The organism is Alcaligenes endophyticus, from assembly GCF_026344035.1.
GTDB classification, from domain to species: domain Bacteria; phylum Pseudomonadota; class Gammaproteobacteria; order Burkholderiales; family Burkholderiaceae_B; genus Alcaligenes; species Alcaligenes endophyticus.
This window is the reverse complement of record NZ_JAPKND010000002.1, coordinates 310,211-329,145: the sequence shown is the minus strand read 5'-3', so window position 1 is coordinate 329,145 and position 18,935 is coordinate 310,211. Positions and strand designations below refer to the sequence as shown.

8 protein-coding genes are annotated in these 18,935 nt (G+C 57.9%); 3 read left to right on the top strand and 5 right to left on the bottom strand.

From position 1 onward, the window contains the following. Window positions 1-127: 127 nt before the first annotated feature. The gene (locus OSH01_RS05835; protein ID WP_266123136.1) at window positions 128-12,685 is read right to left on the bottom strand and encodes a filamentous haemagglutinin family protein; all 12,558 of its coding nucleotides are present in this window, start codon (window positions 12,683-12,685) and stop codon (window positions 128-130) included. On the opposite strand from OSH01_RS05835, the gene OSH01_RS05830 reads away from it, so the two are divergent. After that, window positions 12,671-12,823 (top strand): hypothetical protein, encoded by a 153-nt coding sequence (locus OSH01_RS05830; RefSeq protein WP_266123135.1) that lies wholly within the window; start codon window positions 12,671-12,673, stop codon window positions 12,821-12,823. The two genes, OSH01_RS05835 and OSH01_RS05830, sit on opposite strands and share 15 nt — an antisense overlap. 310 nt (window positions 12,824-13,133) lie before the next feature. On the opposite strand, the gene OSH01_RS05825 is transcribed toward OSH01_RS05830, so the two are convergent. Genes OSH01_RS05825 through OSH01_RS05815 form a run of 3 tightly spaced genes read right to left on the bottom strand, consistent with a single transcriptional unit; the run spans window position 13,134 to window position 15,415 of the window. Then, window positions 13,134-14,111, bottom strand: coding sequence for a FecR family protein (locus OSH01_RS05825; protein ID WP_266123134.1), 978 nt, complete (start codon window positions 14,109-14,111; stop codon window positions 13,134-13,136). 21 nt (window positions 14,112-14,132) lie between these two features. After that, the gene (locus OSH01_RS05820) at window positions 14,133-14,681 is read right to left on the bottom strand and encodes an RNA polymerase sigma factor (protein WP_266123133.1); all 549 of its coding nucleotides are present in this window, start codon (window positions 14,679-14,681) and stop codon (window positions 14,133-14,135) included. After that, entirely contained in the window at window positions 14,678-15,415 is a 738-nt protein-coding gene (locus OSH01_RS05815) for a hypothetical protein (RefSeq protein WP_266123132.1), read from the bottom strand. Before OSH01_RS05815 ends, OSH01_RS05820 begins: the two co-directional genes overlap by 4 nt. 154 nt (window positions 15,416-15,569) lie before the next feature. Here OSH01_RS05815 and OSH01_RS05810 point away from each other — a divergent pair, with 154 nt between their 5' ends. Both OSH01_RS05810 and OSH01_RS05805 read left to right on the top strand, forming a co-directional pair. After that, window positions 15,570-16,139, top strand: coding sequence for an HdeD family acid-resistance protein (locus OSH01_RS05810; RefSeq protein ID WP_266123131.1), 570 nt, complete (start codon window positions 15,570-15,572; stop codon window positions 16,137-16,139). 313 nt (window positions 16,140-16,452) lie between these two features. Beyond that, window positions 16,453-16,989, top strand: a complete 537-nt coding sequence (locus OSH01_RS05805; RefSeq protein ID WP_266123130.1) for an AmiS/UreI family transporter — start codon at window positions 16,453-16,455, stop codon at window positions 16,987-16,989. A gap of 9 nt (window positions 16,990-16,998) precedes the next feature. Here the strand turns inward: OSH01_RS05805 and tssF are convergent, their stop codons facing one another. Then, window positions 16,999-18,930, bottom strand: coding sequence for a type VI secretion system baseplate subunit TssF (gene tssF / locus OSH01_RS05800; RefSeq protein ID WP_266123129.1), 1,932 nt, complete (start codon window positions 18,928-18,930; stop codon window positions 16,999-17,001). Between the last annotated feature and the right edge of the window lie 5 nt (window positions 18,931-18,935).

Sequence of the window (18,935 nt, the reverse complement as noted above, 5' to 3'; positions counted from 1 at the left end):
CAGAATCTAGGCGTGCTACACAACATATCCATGCGTAGTGCTACGTTACCCAGTGTCTAAACTTCCTGCAAAAAAATAGGGGCGCGCTGCCTATTTCTAGCACCGCACCCCTACACAGCTTATTACCCTATAACTGATGAAGACTAGCTTGCTCCTGTGGGCTTAAATGGCGCAACTGTGCCGCTTGTAATGGCCCAAAACCCAACAAACGTACCGCACTGTTTTTATCGTAGCTTGCATGCCGCTCTATAGCGGACTCCGTAGCAGGCGCCTGACTGCTTTGCCCCCCTGCCCCAAACCCCAACACCTGCACCTGAATCTGCGACGGCTGAGTGCTGCGGGCTGCGTCGCGAGCGCGGCTGAGGGTTTCTTGGGCAGCGGTAGCCGCCGATGACGCCGCACTGCTGGCGCTAGTCAACGCACCTACGTTCACAGACACCGCAATCGGCATGCCTTTCGATTCGCCTTGGACTTGAATGTTGTCGGCATTCACCACGTGCAAGGCAGCTAGGTTAACGTTACCCGACACGCGTATACCCGCTTCGCCTGCGTCGATGGTGCCTAGGGGGGCGATGAGGTCAACATCACCCGCTGGAACTTCGGCAATAGGGGCTAAGGTAGCAATACCGGCGCCGGTGCTGGGGACGTCTGGGCTAATAGTGATGTTACCCACACTGTCGTAAACGCGACGCGGCGGGGTATACACCACAGTGGTTTTGGATCCCCTACCCGCGTTAATGTCACCTTGTGCAGACCAAGCCAGTATATCGCCACCAAAAGTGGTCATGATGCGGCTTTGCCCCAGTAAAATACTGTCTAAAGAGTAAAGCTGTATATTGCCTAGTCCACGAGTGATTACACCGGCGGTAGACGGTGGCTGCGGACCTTCCACACCAAAGGTTAAGCCACCACCGGGTGCCAACATTTGTATGTCACCACCCAGGTTGCTATGCACCCCTCCCCCACCGAAGATGAGAATATCGCCTTGGTACACAATAGGCTGCTGATGGCTGTCCACATCAGGAAATAAGGTGTGAATCACTTGACGGCCACGCACATAGCTTGCAAAACGTGCACTGCCAGGGTCGTTATATTCGCGCCCACTTTCGCGCAGTTCCGTAAAGTAAATATCGCGGGCGAAAATGCGCTGCTGGGCGGCGGGCAGCGCCTGGAAGTACGCCAGGGCGGACGGCACGGCATCGTCGCCGCTGAAAGTCACGCCGTAACGTTCCTGCAGCCAGTCCATCAGCTCCCCTTCATAGCTGTGCACCACGCGGCCAGGCTGGCTGGCCAGGGATTTGCCGGCGTCAGCGCGCAAGGCCGGGTTCAGGTACTGCTGCAACAGACCTGCATAGGTGCTGTTGTTCATGCCCGCTTGCAAAGCTATGCTGGCGCCCGGACGGGTATCGCCCGCCACCACCGGCCCCAGGCTGACGATGCTAGCCTTGTCTTCCTGGATGATGTTGCGCCCGGCGGTGATCTCCACCGTACCGGGGCCGGCCACGTTCAGGTTCAGGTAGCGGATATCGCGCCCGGCGATGATGGTGGAGATGTCGTTGGGGTGGGTGTGCAGGATTAGGTTGCCAGAATAACGGGGGCTCCCCAAATAATAGCTGAGGGACATGGGAGCTTCGTCGTTGCGTTGTCCCGACCAGATGATGTCGCGGCCAGCCCGGATACTCGCGGCGCCAGTGCTGGTGTGCCAGCGTTGGCCGCCATTGATGCCATAGATATTATGCTCAATCATGCCGCCCAGCCACAGACCCACGATGTCACCATCTCGAGCAAATACGCGTGATGCTGTGTAGGGAGCAGTCCGCAGGGCGATTGTGTCCGCCGCTGCCATGATGCCGAAGGCATGCAGGGGTGTACCGATCTGGTAAGCGTCGTCGGAAATGTTCGTATAGGCTGGGGTTCCATCCGTTTCGTATGCGTAAAAACCCGGCTGCAACGGAGTGGCCAGTACATTGGGCGAGGCGGCGGACTGGGCGATAGGCAGCCCGCTGCCGTAGTACGATTGCCCCGCCAGCAGGGTCAGTTGACGCTTGCCTTGAGGGGCGAGCATCAAGGGGGCGTACAGGATGGAGTTGCTTGCCGATACATTGGAATAACCCTGGTAGATACTGCCTTGAGTGGCGACCAGCGTATATTGGCCGGGCAGCATGTAGAAGCTGTCCGTCGCCTGGAAGTTATTGAAGTACGGCATATTCAGGTTGGTATTCGTGCTTTCTGCAAAACGCGTATCCCCGCCCAGTTGACCGCCTGCCGACCATGCCTTTACAGAGGTGCTGTCGGTCCAAAGTGTGAACCAGCTTTGCTCCATGCCGCGACTATTATCGCGATAGACCGGCGACTGCAGGCGACCGGCATCGTTTACACCCGCCATGACCAGGCTGCGCCGGGCCGCCAGATTGGCGCTGGCGTCACCCAGTGTCAATATCAAGCCGGCCAAGGAATGGGCTTTGCTGGAGACGTAGGGGTCCAGGGCGCGCGTATCGCGTAGGTCGACATTCCCCATAAGCCCATAACGTTGTTCCAGAATCCCGACTTGGCTGCCGCGCAGCTGTACTTGGCCGCGCAGATTGACAATACCGCCGGCCAGATTATGGGCTTGGGCTAAGATAGGTTGTCCTGTTTGCTGAATCTGCACGGCTTCGGGCCGGCTGTTCCAGCCGCCGGCCAGACGCAGCGACAAGTCGCCACCGCCGCCGATTCGCGCTTGCTGCCCATTCAGTACGCGGCCATTGCTGGCAATCGCCAATACCAGGCCGTCGGAACGCGGGCGGATGTCTTGCTGGGCCGAGATATGGTTACGGCGCTGTATCAGCCCCGCTTGTCCGTCCACCTGGACGTCCAGATTGCCGCCGCCCAAGGTGCCTATGCCACTGAATCCGATCTGGCGGGGCCAAGGCTGAAATGTATTCCATTCCGCTGTCCGAGAATCCAGGACATAGCTGCCGAAATTGATCGACCATGCTGCCGGCGTGGCGGTGTCAGCGCCTTGGGTCCAAAGCCAGTTCGCCACATCGCTACTGTTAGTGTTGGTCTGTGCGTTAGACAGGGAAGCCGGCACTCCCCAGGAATCACCGCTTAGGTTGCCGCCCGCGCGCAGGAGCAGGTTGCCGCCGTGGTCTGGATACCAATTGGGTTGGGATGGATTGCGCAGACTATCGTATTGATGGGCCTGCTCAACACGGCTTTCGTAGTGACTGTCTGTAGAGTTCAGCAGATGTTTTATTTCTGTTTGGGCAAGAGTTTGCTGGAAGGCCGCGTCTTGATCGCCTCCCAATAACGTATTTGTGCCTGCCGTGTAGATGCCGTAGGGGCTGCGCATGGTTACATTTTGGCGGGCAGACAGCTCCAGATCGCCTGTGCCTGTACGCAGTACGCTCAGGTTGGGCTGGCGGGCATGGACGGCGGCCAGCTCGGTTTTTGCTGTATCAATGAGCGTGCATAGGCTTGGGTCGCCTTCGCAATACTCCAGGTATTCCGCCGGTACAGGCTGCCCGGCCGGCATATCGGCCCAGTTACCTTCCGCCCAGACGTACTGAGGCGGCGGAGCTTGGCGCACGCACAAAGTTGGGTCTGATTCACAATACTCCAGGTATTCTTCAGGCACGGCCTCCCCGGCGGGCATGTCGGCCCAGTTACCGGGCGCCCACACCCAGATGCTTGCCGCCTTGTATTCCTTTTCCATGCCATAGTGCGTGTCGCCCAATACCAGGCTGCCGTGGGCGGCGTCGCTGCGCAGGCTGCGCGGGTCGGCGGCAGCCGTATCTGCGCCAGCCACCAGCCGTATATTCCAGGATTGCGAGCCGCTGGGCAGCATGGGCGCCAGCGCCCAGTTGTAGGCCTGGCGGTCGCCGTCCAGCGGGCGCAGAGGCACGCGGAACAGGCCGTCTGCCAACTTGATATCCGTGTCCGCCGGCAGCAATGCTCCGACCGGCAGGCTGATCTGGTCGGCCTGATTCATGGCCACGGGCAGGGTGACGCCCTTGGGCCAGGTGATGTTCTGCACGGTAAGGCTGGCAGGCAGGTGCAGGCCGGCGCCCAGCTTGGCGCCTTGCTGCAAGGCCAGACCGCCTTCGGGGACAGGGGCGCCGGCGGGCAGCAGCAGGCTGCCGTCCGGCGCATGCACGTCGGCGCGGAATACGCTGCCGGCGGGCAGGGTGTAGGCCGCATCCAGGGTCACGTCGACGGGCAGGCGCGTGCCGGCGGGCAGCGTCACATTGCCGGCGGGCAGATCGAAGTTCAGCGCCCGTCCGGCCGGGTATTGCGTGCCGGCTTCCAGCTTGACGCCGGCAATGGGCACGATCACATCGCCGCCGAAGGGCTGCTTGCCGGGCACCAATACCCAGCCGTCGTCATCGGGCGTGGCGGGCGGCGGCGCAAAGCCGTCGTTGATGCTGCCGTAAATGGCCAGGTCGCCGCCGGCCCGGATGGCAAGGGCGCCCGCTTCGCCCGAGCCGTAGACAGCGGTCAGGGGGCTATTTGGGTTCAAGCTGTTGTAGCGGTACTTGGACAAGTCCAGGTCGCCTTGCACGACCAGGTCGCCATCGGGCGTCGCGCTCAGGATTTCCACCGCGGGACGCAGGTGAAAGGCGTCGCGGTAGGCGGTCAGGCCGGCCAACTGGTTCTGGATCAGGCCGGTATTGGCCAGGGCATTGTTGATGAAGCGCGTGCTTTCCGTGTGCTTGGCGTCCAGCCAGCCTTGGGTGATGACCTGGTACGGACGGCCGCTGGCGGCGGCGTCCGTGCCCGCCGGCGCATCGAAATACTGCTGCACCGCATGCAGCACGATCTGGCGCGCGCCGGCAATGTCCAGACCGGCATCGGCCTGCACGGCCATGCGGCCGGAGTCCGCCGCATCCAGGCGCGGCGCGTACAGCCACAGGCTGCCTCGGGCCTCGGGATCGCGTTCGGGGGTGTCCGTGCCATGGCGCAGGTCGATGCGCGCGCCGCTTTGCAATGTCAATTGGCCCCGGCCGCTATTCAGTTCCACCACGGCCCGGTTGGGGCTGTGAATGACCTGACCATAGCTGTCCACGCGCAGCAGGCGGCCATGGGCATCCAGCACGGCGCGGCCGGTCAAAGTCAGGCCGTGCTTGGCGTTCAGGCGGATCTGGCCTACTTGCGCGCCGCTGGCGTCCAGCAGGCCGTCTACCGTCAGATGGCCCTGGTCCAGGGCGATGCCGATCTGGCCGGCGCGCACGGCGCCGCCTATGTGCAGATCGCCTTCGCCGAACTGGAACTGGCGCGCGCCCCAGACTTCGCCCTGGTCCAGGCGCTGGTTCAGCAGCGCGAATTGTTCGGACAGATCGCCCGTCAGGCCCAGATGCTTGGCCTGCAGTTCCAGCTGGGCATGGCGATAGGGCACCCAGGTGCCGCCGGCGTCATATTGGCCGGAGGCTCCGCCCAGCACTCGGCCTTCCAGCGCCGCGCGGCCTTCGGAAGCCTGTACCGTCAGGTAGCCGGCGTGATTGTTGACGGCGGACACGTCGATCAGGGACTGGGCGTCCAGGATCACATCACCATGCCGGGAGGCCAGGGTCACGTCGCCGCCCCAGCTGTACTGGGTGGCTTCGTCGTCGTCAAAGAAGGTCGTGGTCTTGCCCGCCAGGTTCAGGCTGGCTTGCGGCCCCAGGATCAGATCCTGTTGCGCATGGGCCTGGAACTGGCCGCTGGGCAGCACGACCTGCGTGTCCACTTCGATCTCCTGGGCGGCCAGGCGGATTTCCGAACCCATGCCGGCCAGGGATGCATCGGCGGTGGCGCCGGGCAGGCCCTGCACGCGCAGGGCGCCCCCCGCCGTGATGTGCGAGGCCGAGCCGGAGCGGCCGGTCAGCAAGGGCGTCCGGATGAGCAGATGGCCGCCGTCGTACACAGAGCCGTTCTGGTCTTCGCCGGTCCAGCGCCGGTAGACCTTCAGGCTGCCTTCGTGGCTGGCGGTAAAGGCGCGGCGGGCGGTCACGTCCACCGTATCGAAGCCCAGCGTCAGGCGCTCGGGCCGGTCGGTATTGTTGGGCCGGCTGAACGGGTCATAGCCCAGGATGAATTGCTCGGCATCGATGCGCAGTGTGCCCTGGCCGTGCCCGGCGCCGCCCAGCACGGGGGCGGGCGCGGCTTGCATCAGGCCGGTCCAGTACAGGTCGCCCGTGCGCAAGTAAGCTTGCTCGCCCGCCTGGCCGGCGCCGTAGATGGCGGGCGTGCGCAGCACCAGGCGTTCCATGCGGCTGAGGCCCGTGGCCGGGTCCGTGGTGTCCAGGGCCACATTGCCCCAGAAGTTCAGGGACTGGCCGGCGGTCAGGCTGAGCTGCTCCAGCGCCGGCGCGCCCCAGGACGTGTCGCCTTGCAGCAGACGGTCCAGAATGCCCTGGTTCAGCGTCAGGCCCGCGGGCAGCATGCCCTGGGCGCGGGCGGCGTCCAGAGCGTGCTCGCTGCCCACGTTTATGTTGCTGGTGGCCAGGCTCAGGTGGCGGGCGCCGTAGCGGGCCTGTTCGCCTAATCTTAGTGGGCCATTGGTAACAAGGGCCAGCATGCCCTCAGAATAAAGGCGAGCCGGCGTTGCGCAAGAAACGGTGTTCGAGTCGCAGGCTCCAATATCAATACGGCCTGTGACTGTGCGATTGGACGGTATGGGCAGAATCTCGTACTGGCTATTGGACAGGACCAGCATGTTATGTGCCGGTGTATCTAGGCGTCCTTGTCTGGCGGCGCTGCTGTCGGCAGGTCCTGCTCCCAGGGTGCTAAGAATAGCCCCGGCCTGAATCTGGATATGCTCTGCGATCAAGATGATCTCGGGCGCCCGCAAGGCGGATTCAGAATGTACGGCAATGGTTTTGGTGTCGTTACCGTCCCATGATCCTAACGTCAGACGGGTCGCGCCCAGGCGATTCAGGTCACTGGCTTTGGCGTAAGCCCGGTCTTTTGTGGCAACAGGTATGTCGTGGTCGGGCAGAATATGCAAATGGCCATTGGTGCTGGACAGGGTTGCCGCGCCGCCATAGCCATCGGCCGTTCCTTCAAACCGGGCTTGTCCACGGAAGTCCAATAGACGCAATGGTGTGTTGTCGGTCGGAAGGCTGAAGTGGATATCGTTGACGAGGTCGATGAGTAGCTGTTTGCCGTCTTCCGGCAGTACTCGGCGTACCGTGGCATTGCGAATGGCCTCTTGACGGATGAAGTCGCTGTAGCTGGTGCTGTTGTATTGGCTGTAGCGGCGCACCATATCGGCGCTGGAGATGATCAGCCCCTGGGCCAGATGGCGCTGGGCCGGCTGGCCGGCGCGCCCTACCCAGGCTTGGGTAGACCAGGAGCCGTTGCGCAGGGTGGTGGGCGCCAGCTTGTTTGGAACCTGGGCCGCGCCATTGAATTCCACACGGAAGGCGCCGGGTAGCACGGCGTAGCTGGACGGCAGCAGGGTATATGTGCCGGCGGGCAGGCCGGGGAGACCGTGTTCCAGGGTGATGTGCTGGCCATGGGCGGGCGCGACGGCTCCTTCGCCTTGACCAAAAGGGGCATAGTCGGCGGTGTAGCCGGGTACGATGGCGTAGACAGGGTTGCTGGCGATCGACGGCAGCGTGAAGCCCTTGCCGTTGCGGTTGACCTGCATCAAGGGATAGAGGCGGGTATCGACCGAGCCGCCCCGGCCTGCAATAAATCCCGCACCCAGTAGTTCGCCGCCGCCGTTCAGGTCCAAAAGTGCGCCATCGTCCACCTGCACGTATTCGGCGCGCAGGCCTATGGCGGGCTGCAAGACGGAGCTGGAACTTGGCCCTTTGTAGACATAGTCCAGGCCGTCTAGTGTTCCGCCGTAGGGAAGAGTCAGGCCTTGTGCGCTGATGGATGTCAGACTGCCGGCGCTTAGCCTTAGGGTCTGGATGGCCTCAATTGAGCTGTTGCCGAACTGGATCAGTCCCATGGGCGCATACAGGGAGCCATCGTGCTGGATATGGGCGGCATTCAAATACAGGCTGCCAAAGACGGAATGCGGAATGGCCGACGCGCCGGCGTGGGGACGGCGGATCAACAAGGCGCCTTCGGGTGCAAGCGTCGACTGTTGTAAGCCTACGTTGACCCGCGCTGCTGTGTGGCTGTCGGGATAAATACGTTGCGCTTCCAGGGTCAGGCTTTCGGGAGCATTCAGTTCAGTGACATATGATTGACCCTGGATGAATCGGATGTCTCCTTGACTGGACAGGACAGCGTTCTGGAAGCCCTGGTAAGGACGCGCTTGCGAGGGTTCGTAGGGAACATCCCAATGGGCGGTCGCGCTTAGATTGACAACGCCCTGGATATCCAGGTGGCTAGCCTGGACCTGCAAAGACGCAGTTCCTGAAGTAGGCTCGTTGCTGGAGCGAAGCTGTGTGCGGGCAAATCCCTCGGGGGTAGTGATGTCGCCATATTCGGCCAGGCGCACATAAGGCGCGGCCAAGCTGACCCCGGCCTGGGCGGTCTTGTCCGCCACGCCCAGGCCGCCGGCGTACAGGCGCAGCTCGCGCGGCATGCTCAGGGCCACGCTGCCGTCAAAGCCGATCAGCCCGCCGCTGAAGAGCGTCAGGTCGGCAAAGCCACCGGACTGGATCCAGTCCACGCCCACGTGGTTCTGGCTGGATGTTAATGCGGTTGTTGGTTCTTGCCATTGCGGATGCTGCTGGCTTAGCCACAGCTCGCGCGGCTGGCGAATATCCAGATCGGTGGAGCCCCGTGCGTACATAGGCGTATCCAGCAGGATTTCCAGTCGCCCGCCTTGGGCGCCCGCGCCGCCACCGTGGGCGCTTACCGCGCCATGCAGCAGCAGCGTGCGGGAGGCGCCCAGCATGATGCTGCCGCCGTCGCTGGCCAGGGTGCGAAGGTCGCCTCCGTCCGGATTTATCGAGATCTGGCCGCCCGAGGCATCCAGGCGGCTGCCTGGCATTAGAATCAGCGACGCGTTGGTTGACGGAGCGGTATTGGTATCTTCAAACAGTTGGCCCCCCAGCATGATGCTGCCGCCGGGGCTGAGCGTGCCGATGCTGCGCCCATGCTTGTCCATGCCGGTCCAGGCAGCGGCGGACACATCAATGTGCGCTTGCGGCCCCAGATGTAGGGTACCTGTTGGCGTTTCATTACTACCTAATAGTGGGCCCGGTTCTAATAATGCTTGCCCGCCTGGAGCGATCAACGATCCGTCCAAACGGGTCTGACCGCTTTTCAAGGCGATAACTTGCAAGGGGTCAACTTTGACGCGAGCGCCGCTTGCAATGTGAATGGCATTGCTTTGGAAGCTTAGCGATGCGCCAGGGCGCTGCTTGATCGTGCCTTTCGGATCCAGTACGTAAAGCGCGGGCAAATAGGCTGCGCCAGTTTCGGGATTCAGGATCTTGCGTTGTATGTCCAGCGTCTGATTTTCAGGGACAAAGAGTCCGGCAGTGGAATTGATATTGTATTTTTTGAAACCGGCTTCAAAGATTTGGGTCTGTGGGATGAGTTCCCGGTTCGTGTGGCGAATGGCGCGTTCGAGCCTGGATCCAACAGGAATAAGGCTTCCTGCCTTGACGCTATAGTCTTTTTCGGCGACGGAGCCTTTTTGAAGCGTTATTTTTTTTCCAGCACTTGGCTTGAGAGTCACCCCATCCGGGAAAATTTCTTTGCGGACGAGGAATGGTTGGTGCTGGGAGAAATTAGAACGAGCAAAAGTGATGATTGTCCCTTTGGGGATTATTGGAAAATTTTGTGAGGCGTAATAGTTACCGTTAATATCATAAATAGTAATCCTACCGTCTTTGTCCTGGTCCATGTGCCAATCGACAGGCAGAGTGTACTGAATAGTCCAGTCTAGGTAGCCAGATGCTACGACCCTTTCTCCTGGGCTTACCGTCCAAGTTAGAATTTGATAATCAAACGGCAGTTGCTCGCCTTTCTGAATTTGATAATCGTCTTCTAGGATCAGGGTTGCATGCGCCTCTTCGCCGGCATTTAGGGCGCCGGTGGCATGTTGAAGCGGGCCGCCTATGGAAATAGGCCTGTCGGTCTGGATATCCAAGGTGCCGGCGTCGGTGAGGCCATAGCCTAGTAATTTTGCTTCCAGCTTCAGTTCTGCAGGGTTATTGATGTTCCCAGTATGGTTATTCAGGGTAATAGAGCCCGCCCGCCCGCCCGTATATTGTTGATTCAGCTTGCGCAGAGTGCCGGTGGAGACATCCAGTGTGCTGCCGGCTTCCAGCAGCAGGTTGCCCAATGACGTCAGCGCGATGTCGCCGCCATGCAGGTAGGCTTGTTCGTGTGCCGGGCTCTGACTTAGATCCATGCGCAGGCCGCGTGCGCTCAGGGTGACGCCGGGGTGAACGATAATGTGTTCGGCGACTTTTTTATCCCCTTGAATGGGCAAGGGGGGATTGGCCTTGGGGGCATCCAGACGGATTGCGCCGGATGGCGCCCATATGTCGGCACGTACGTCGATTTGCGGCGCTTGAACGTGCAGTTCGCCACCCGGCGGCAAGTGCAAAGGGCTGTCCAGGTCTACGGACTCCAGGGCCCATAGCCGTACGCGACCGAACTGCGCGCTGTTCAGCCAGTCGCCGGACAGATTCAGGCGCGATTGGCGTTCTTCGCTGATGGCATCGTCCAGGTCGATGGATTCCGTCGTCGCAGCGTCCTGAATGTGGATTTTCTTGAACAAGCCCAGCAGTTTGTCGTCAAAACGGTTGCCGGCAGCATTGAAGTTGGGAATCGGGTAGGCCACGGTCAAGGCGGCGCGTCGCGCCACCGCCGTCTGGCTTTGGTGATAGCCGTCCATTCCTGCTTGCACGGCCTGGATCTGGCGCGGGCCTTGGTACACTTCGTTGATAATGTCGCCGTGCAGCGCAGCGTGATTGGTGCCGATGATCAAATGCCCCGCATCCCGGCCTACGGTATAGCCCGCTTCGAAGCGGGTGCGGGGACCGATCAAGGGGTTGTAGAAGGTGCGTGTCGCTTGTTCGCCCCAGCGTGGGTGCAGGGCTTCCCAGCCCCGATACACGCCTTGGTACAGTAAATCGCCGGGTGCGCGGCTGGCCTCGTACAGGCGGCCATCTTCGCCGCGTAGCCAGGTCAGGTTTATTTTGCCGGATTGCACGTCCAGCGTGCCGCCGGACAGGTTCAGTCGCGACCCGGCTTCGGACACAAAGTCCTTGCCGGTCGCGGTAATGGTGCCGCCCTGGGCCAGCCATTCGCCTATACTGTGCCGGGCGGTATTCAGGTAGCCGCTGACTTCCAGCAGACCGCCTGCCGTATACCAGCGGTCTGAATCGTAACCCTGCGTACCCTTGGGCACGAAGACCAGCAGACGGCGGTCCACCCAGATATCTTTGTTGTTCAGGTTCTTGCTGTCGCGGTTAATTGGGGCGTCGCGCTGTTCATTGCCCTGGGCGTTGATCAGCAACTGGTTGCTGTCCATGGCGACCCGCACGCCCACCTGACCGGCCACGTCCAGCTCTGCGCCGCGGCGCAGCAGGGTTCGGTGTTCGGCGTAAGTCGCGATTTCGCCGCCGGTGGCCAGGGTCAGGGAATCGGATTGGAATTCGATGGTTTTACCGCTGGAAATGTCGATGCGCGAAAAGGCGTTGGGCGTGCCCGCCTGAACCATTTGTGTATCACGTTGACTGTCCAGAGCATCCGCCGATTCCGCATCCACCAGGATGGCAGTCGTGCTACCCGTCGCCAGTGTGACGCGGCCGTCCGCATCGCTGCGGCGGGTGGACAAGTGTATGGTGCCACGCTGACTGGTAGACGTGGTGCTGACCAGCACGCCGGCTTGGCGTACGTCGTGTCCCGTCAGGGTGATGTCGCCAGTGGCGGCGCTGATCAGGCCGTGGTTGGTGACCAGGCCGGCCTGGCTGTCGGTCTTGCGGTGCGCGACGACTTCGTTGCCACGTGTAGTAGATTGGGCGTTGCCGTCCGTGCCCTGCCCTTTGCGTATGTAAAAGGTGTCGCCGGCCGCTAATACAGCCTGCCCTTTAGGTGTATGAATTTGACCAGCATTGTGAGCCTCTTGCCCCATCAGCAGCACATAGCCGCCACCGTCGGTAGAGCGGCTTGGACTATGGGCCTGGATCTGAGCACCGGCCTGGACGTCCACCCTGCCCAGAGCATCGGTAAAGGTGGGTAGAGAGCCTTCTGCGTTGACGTACAGGCCGCCCTTCAGAAATTGTTCGTCGTTTATCTGTGCCGCCGCCGCCACCAGATTACGCACGTTCACCTGGCTAGTACCGCTGAACACCACCCCGTTCTGGTTGACCACCATGACAGTGCCGTCGCCTTTGATTTTTCCTTGTATTTGGCTAGGGGTAACTTGGTCGCCCACGACACGGTTCAGCACCGCATCGGTATTTTTTTGTTGAAATTCTACAGTGGTGTTGCGGCCCACATCAAAGCGGTTCCAGTTCAGGATGGCTTTAGCGTTAGTTTGTTTGATGCCTACATGGTGTTGGCCGTTTTGCTGTGTATGTACCGGTGCTTCAGCGCCTAACCATTGTGCCTTGTCGCCTACTGCCACTTCTAAGCCACCCTGTGCTAAACCTTCGGCCACGCTGCTGGCTTGTTGCTGTGCCGCTAAGCGGGCAGCGTTTTGGGCAGCTTGTTGGGCCGCAATGGCACTGGCGGTACGATTTAGGTTGTCCAGCGAATGCGATAGTTGCGCGCGGGCCGCGGCTTGTTGTTGCTGCATGCTGGCCGCCTGTTGGGCGGCGCGTATGGCATGGTTATTGTTGGCGTTTTGGTGTTGCTGGGCGGCATTGCTTTGGGTGAACCAGGCGCCGCGAAGTTGGGCGTGGGCTTGGGTGCTAAGGCTAACATCTACACATAAGGTTGCAATGCAAAAAGCCAAAGGCTTTAACGAGAAAGTGCGTTTCGTAGTAAAAGGTGAGGAGGTCTTAGTGGGAATAACGCCCTGTTGTAGCAACATGATCCATATCCTGTAACGGCATTCACCAGCACTGCGCTGCGTGCGCCAAATTAAGCTCGACCGTTAGATCTGTCTGGCAAATCTATGGTTGTCTGTATGCTTGCTTTGTGTAGATATCACGCCTTGCTCTACCCCAATAACATGCATCCCTACTTAATAGGAGTCTTGGCCGCAGACTTAAGCTTTACAGAAAAGTGAAACAACGTGTAACTTACGTAATGACTACAATATCACCGGGCAAGTGCAACAACTTTGCCTGATAGAGTTCCCCCAACATTTGCAAAGCACGATCTGTCTCATCGATAGGCACGACCAACCGCACCTGTCTTTGGCTTAATGCTTGATTAGAAATAATGACCTTACCGGGCCGATAGCGATTAATTTCAGCCACCACCTCGTGTAAAGGCACATCAGCAAACGACAACATGCCTTGGCGCCACGCGCTAACTTGTGTCAGATCGGCTGGTCGGCGCTGCACTAAGCCGGCCGCATCATAAATAAGCTGCTCGCCCTGTTCAAACACATACTGTTTTTCCAACTGCACAGAGCCCTGGCCACGCAAACAGCTAACACACACTTGTTGCTCGCTTAACCAGCGCAGATTGATGCGCGCATGCTCAATCTGTAGCACACCTTGCCCCGCACGCACCGCTAAGGTGCGATGTATATCTAACTCAGCCTCACCGGCCAGCAACTCCACCGCGGACTGCTCAGGAGAGTCATGCCAATTAAGGCGAGTGCGTGTATTGAGCTGCACCGTGGCGACATTACCCAATACAATCTTTTTCTGTTCACCCGTAGCTGTTTTAAAGTCAGCGCCAGACTCTAACAAAGAGGGCCACAGGTCGAGGGGAGGCTTAATCAATAAGAACCCGCTTAGAGAGGCCGCCATGCCTGCACCCAGTAATGCCCGCCGCTGCAAGCGGTGACGATGACGCAACTGTTGCGTCACACGAGCGTCCACCGCCAAGGAGGGATGCTGCGTTAATATCTGTTGTAAGTTCGGTGTTAGGTCATCCCATAACTGAGCGCTGTGCTTCCAAGCTTGGGCATGTTCAGCACTGAGCGTACACCATTGCCGAAACTCTTTTGCCTGTCTGGAGGAAACTTTTCCCGAGTTCAAGCGTACGCGCCATTGGCGCGCCTGCTCAAGCAACGCGGGGGAGATAGGAGATTCAGGTGTACTCATAACAAATTCTAACGCAGCCTTTTAGGAACGAGCACGCCTACGCCCTGTTGCGGAGGTAAATACTGTGTCGTGCTGTGTTTGCATATATTGCTCGCAATAGCGTAAGGCAATACGTAGCTCACGTTGTACGGTGCTGACAGATACCTCGTAGTGCTGAGCGATATCCTCATTGCGCTCACCGTGCAAACGCGCCGCAATCAAGATTGCCCGCTGACGCACCGTTAACCCTTGCAAGGCTTGGAGCAAGTGCTCGGTGGCTAAGCGATTGCTAACCAGTTCTTCAACATTAGCTTGTTCATCAGCAAAATCGATTAGCTCTGTTATATCGTCGGCAGAGAGGTAAAAACTACTTTGTTTGTATTGTCTGTGCGCAATATTAGCAGCCATACGCAGTAAATAGGCATCGGCATCCGCTACCGGGGTGTCGGTGGACATACGCTCGAGACGCAACCATGTTTCGTGCAAGGCCTCAGAAGCATGCTCACGCGAACCTAACAAACCACTTAAGCGTCCCCGCAAATAGGTATAACGATGGCTTAAGCGTGCACGTAAATGGTCAACTAAACTCAAGGTCGCCTCCTGGTAGGCCGGCAAGGAGGTTGACTCTCGATACTAGCGGGCAAGATCAACATGACCAATGGCTGTGCCAAGCCCTGAGGTGGGGGCATACCCACTTGCAGTGGGGCGATGAGGTGATCGATGTGTTGATCTCGACGCACATTACCGGTACTGGCTAAGCGCTTGTAAGTCTGCACCCTACCCTGCTGATTGACCTGTACCAACAACGCGACTCGGTATGATCCTGGACGCGTGAGTTCATGCTGGCATAATACCTGAGTGACAGCCGCCTGCAGTTGAGCGGCATAGACCCTGTGTTGAGGATCTTGAGTATCTAGGCCAAAGAGCTCGTCGCCCTGCAACTGAGTTAAAGAACTCGCTGGCAAAGTACTGGGGGACGCTGATGAGGCAGGCTGTAACACCACGGTTCCTTGTTGCAGTTGCCTCATTTGTAAGCCTGTTCCCTTTAGCAACAGCTGTAAAGCCTGTAAGGCAGACATATGACCTTGTAATGGCCCCACCGGATAATGCATATACGCCGCGTCAACAGCGATGGACACCCCTGACTGCTTACCAAGAAGTTCGATAAGACCGCTTAAGGTGGTAGCAGGGATATCAAACGAATAGGCTTGTTCGTATGCCTGAACCTGAACAGCAACGACGCTTTTTAGGCCAGCGACCATCAGCAAATAACAGGCGAGCGAGTGCTTCCCGCACGCCCGCCAATAGTGTTTTTTGTGCACCAAGCTGAAACCTGCCACGAACATGAAATACGCTACGCATAAACAACTCTATGAAATGAATGCTACGTTTTATGTATGACGCCCCCATGACAAACAAAGGAAAACCCACGCTTATGCGTTACAGTTCCAATAGCCTTTCAACTTTGGAGTACACACCATGTCTTTAGATACGCAGTCTGCTTTCACCGAAAACCTAAAAAAGCTTCCTCTTAAGCCTGGGCATCTCATTACACTGGGCATTGCTTTAGTGGTTTTGGGACTGTTGGCCTTAGCCTACGTCGTCGGCGCTACCTTAGTGAGCGTGGTCTATGTCGGTGTATTGATGCTGGCGGGTGGTGTGCTGCATTTATTCCACGCTTGGAGCGTCAAAGGTTGGAGCAGCTTTTTGCTCTGGACCATCACTGGTTTGTTATATCTGCTTGCCGGGGTATTTGCCGTGGTGAACCCGCTCGAAGGCGCTGCCATTCTAACCTTACTATTTGGCGCTACGCTGATTGGTACTGGTGCACTGCGTTTATGGATCTGGGCTCAAAACCGGGCTCAGAAAGGGGCCGGCTGGATGGCTATTTCAGCTCTGATGAGCTTGGCCGTAGGCTTGATTATTGCCTCGGGCTGGCCCGACAATAGCGTTTGGGTACTAGGGCTTATTTTAGGCGTTGAGTTGCTCACCCAAGGTTGGGCAGCACTACTGCTAGGCTTAGCCTTGAAACAAAAAATGAACCCCTAAGCAGTCAACGATGAGCGCGCTCGGAGGAACCTTAACGTTCTGCCCGAGCGCAAATTAATTTAGCTCCAAATAATTTACTAGGCAACCATTGCTAGTGAAATAATAACTCAAGCTATGTGATTGTAAATAAACAATAAACCAGAACAATCCCGGATAAAAACAAGTCACCTTTCGCTTATATTACTTATATAATAAATAAGCATCAACAAGACCAAATTAGGTCCTATGATCACGCCAGACCGCTCTGTGCGAACGGCAAACAACTCTTTAGGCGCGTTCTGCGTCGCCCCTTATTTGTGTAGGATCTGATCTCATGTTGGTGGTCGCTTTTCTAGCGTTTGCAGGCCTGTGCCTGTTCGTTAATGGTGTTCGTCTGTATTACTCTTCGGGTCATCAGCCCAAGAAAGTTGTCGATGCCAAAGACGCCGCAGTCGTCAACTTATTCACCGCAGTACTGGGTATGGTTTGCATGGCACATATTCTTAACCCTGCCAACGCCAGTACTCTTTCACCCCTCGCTGCTATTTATCTAGGCTTATTCGCGCTGACCTATTTTTGGGTAGGCGTCAGCGCCTTTACGGGTAGCGACGGCCGTGCCTTAGGGTGGTATTCCCTAGTGGTGGCAGGTATTGCCGTGCCGGCCGCCTACAGCAATTGGCTTCAAGCCAACACCGTCTTTGATTACTGGCAAGTAATTAGCTGGCTTTCCTGGTCTGTACTATGGTTTATGTTCTTTTTACTGTTGGTTTTAGGCAAGCCCATTGCACGTCTCACTGGTTTTGTCTCGGCCACCCAAGGCATACTGACCGCTTTACTTCCCGCTTTACTGTATTTTTGGGGTTGGATCTAACAACGCTGTTCAGACGGCTGGCCGTGCCCCCCCACGCGCTGGCCATGTTGCCACATGGCCACGCTGTAAGGAATGCAGGCTCAATTGACTCATCATATTGATCCCTACATGGCGGCATATATACTGCTCCAGCACTGCGCCTAATAAAAAGGGGCTCCAGCCTGCTAACGCACGCTCATCCAGCACTAAGCGCACTTGCACACCCCGCCCAAACACCATAGGGCCAGGCATAGGCAAGCGCTGGTGAGTCATTTGTACTGATACTTCATGTATGCTTTGCTGCAACATATTGGCGTGGCTCTCGTGTTGCCGGGCATGCAAGCTTAATAAAGCCCGTAAATGCGCCACGCCATCGTTACCATCCAATGAATAATAGTTTTGCTCTAACTGCTTTATAAGGCGCCAGGCGTACTCCCCTTGTGCTAACGGCCCCTGGGGCGCACTCGGCGCTCGCAGCATGCGTATACTTTGTACGGGTGCTGAAATATTCTTCAAAGTAAAGCTAGCGGCTTCCGACGATTGCAGCATTAAAGGCAAATCCCGATTGGTACACCACACTGTTGCCGCCAAATGCCGGCACTCGGGGACCACAGAATCCTGCTGCTGGTCGACTAATTGCACACTGACCTCGGATCCCAAGTAAGCACTCCGCCCCCCCGCCAACTGCACCTGCTCGGAAGGTAAGCGGGCCTGACGCTGCACCGTAAAATAGGTACCGTAATTCTCCCCATCGCTGGCTCGTGTTTGATAGAAGGGGCGAAACTCCAGCTCTTGGCGTGCGCCGTGGCCGGTATAACCGATCACTTTTTCGATAGCGTAGATCTCAAAATCCAACGGGCGCGTACGATCCACCACAATATGATATTGGTGTTGATTGTTCTGTATCGCCACCCGATCCGCTCGTTTACGCATAAGATTAATGGCGGGGGTACAGTGCAAGGCAAAGTGTCGGGCTTGAATAATATTTTCTAGCTCCGGTGCCGCCTCTGTCAGCAAAAAAGAAAGCTGAAATGCTCGTGGCGTTTGCTCCGGCTCGCGGCCATCAGTGAGCGTTCGTAGTGCATCGGGCAATTGCAAGGCGGCTTGCAGCCCTTGCACACTAAGGAACAAGAAACGCTCGGGAAAGGCAAAGAACTCTTGCAAAAGTCTATGCCCTTGAAACTGCCTTGCCTCTACGGGCAACATCGCCTGTTCAGGGCGAAAGCCCTCGTGACATAAAGCGCTGGCAGGTAAGAAATTTGCCCAGCGCAAAGGCTGCACATGATCGTGCACAAGAATACCCGCCGTTTTAGTCAGCAAATACTCTAGCAAGGCATACATATGCTGGCCTTGCCCATGCAAATACATCATTAATTGGTCTAGGCGCAAATCTTTTAACGCCACGCCTCCCTCAAGTGAGAACTCCAAACTTAGCACACGCTGTAACTGATTAGGCTGTATGGCGTACTTGCGTCCCAAACTAAGCGCTTGAGTTTTCAACTGAGGTGCCAGCCCCCCCCACTGCAAGGAGCGTAGCTGCAAAGGACTCAACTGAACATCTTGAGTGGTTAAGAACTCGGGACTGGTTTGCTCCCCTTTGGGCAAGCCCGCTCTCATGACGGTATGCCTTGGCAAGCAAGCACCTTGTGCCATATTCCCCTGATTGACACTGGGGGTACATTGCACAACAGTCATAGAGGGCAAGGGCGCTGTATAGGCGGGGTGCAATATATCCAACAGATTAGCCGTCAACTGGGGGTACTGCGCATCCATTTTCATTTGTATGCGCGCGGTCAAAAAGCTAAAGCCTTCCAGCAAACGCTCAACGTAAGGGTCGGCGACATCAATCCCCTGCATGCCTAAACGGCCAGCTATCTTGGGGTGTTGCCGCGCAAACTCATGCCCCATTTCACGAATAAATGCCAGCTCGTCGTTGTAATACTCTAAAAACTCTCGTGTCATATAAA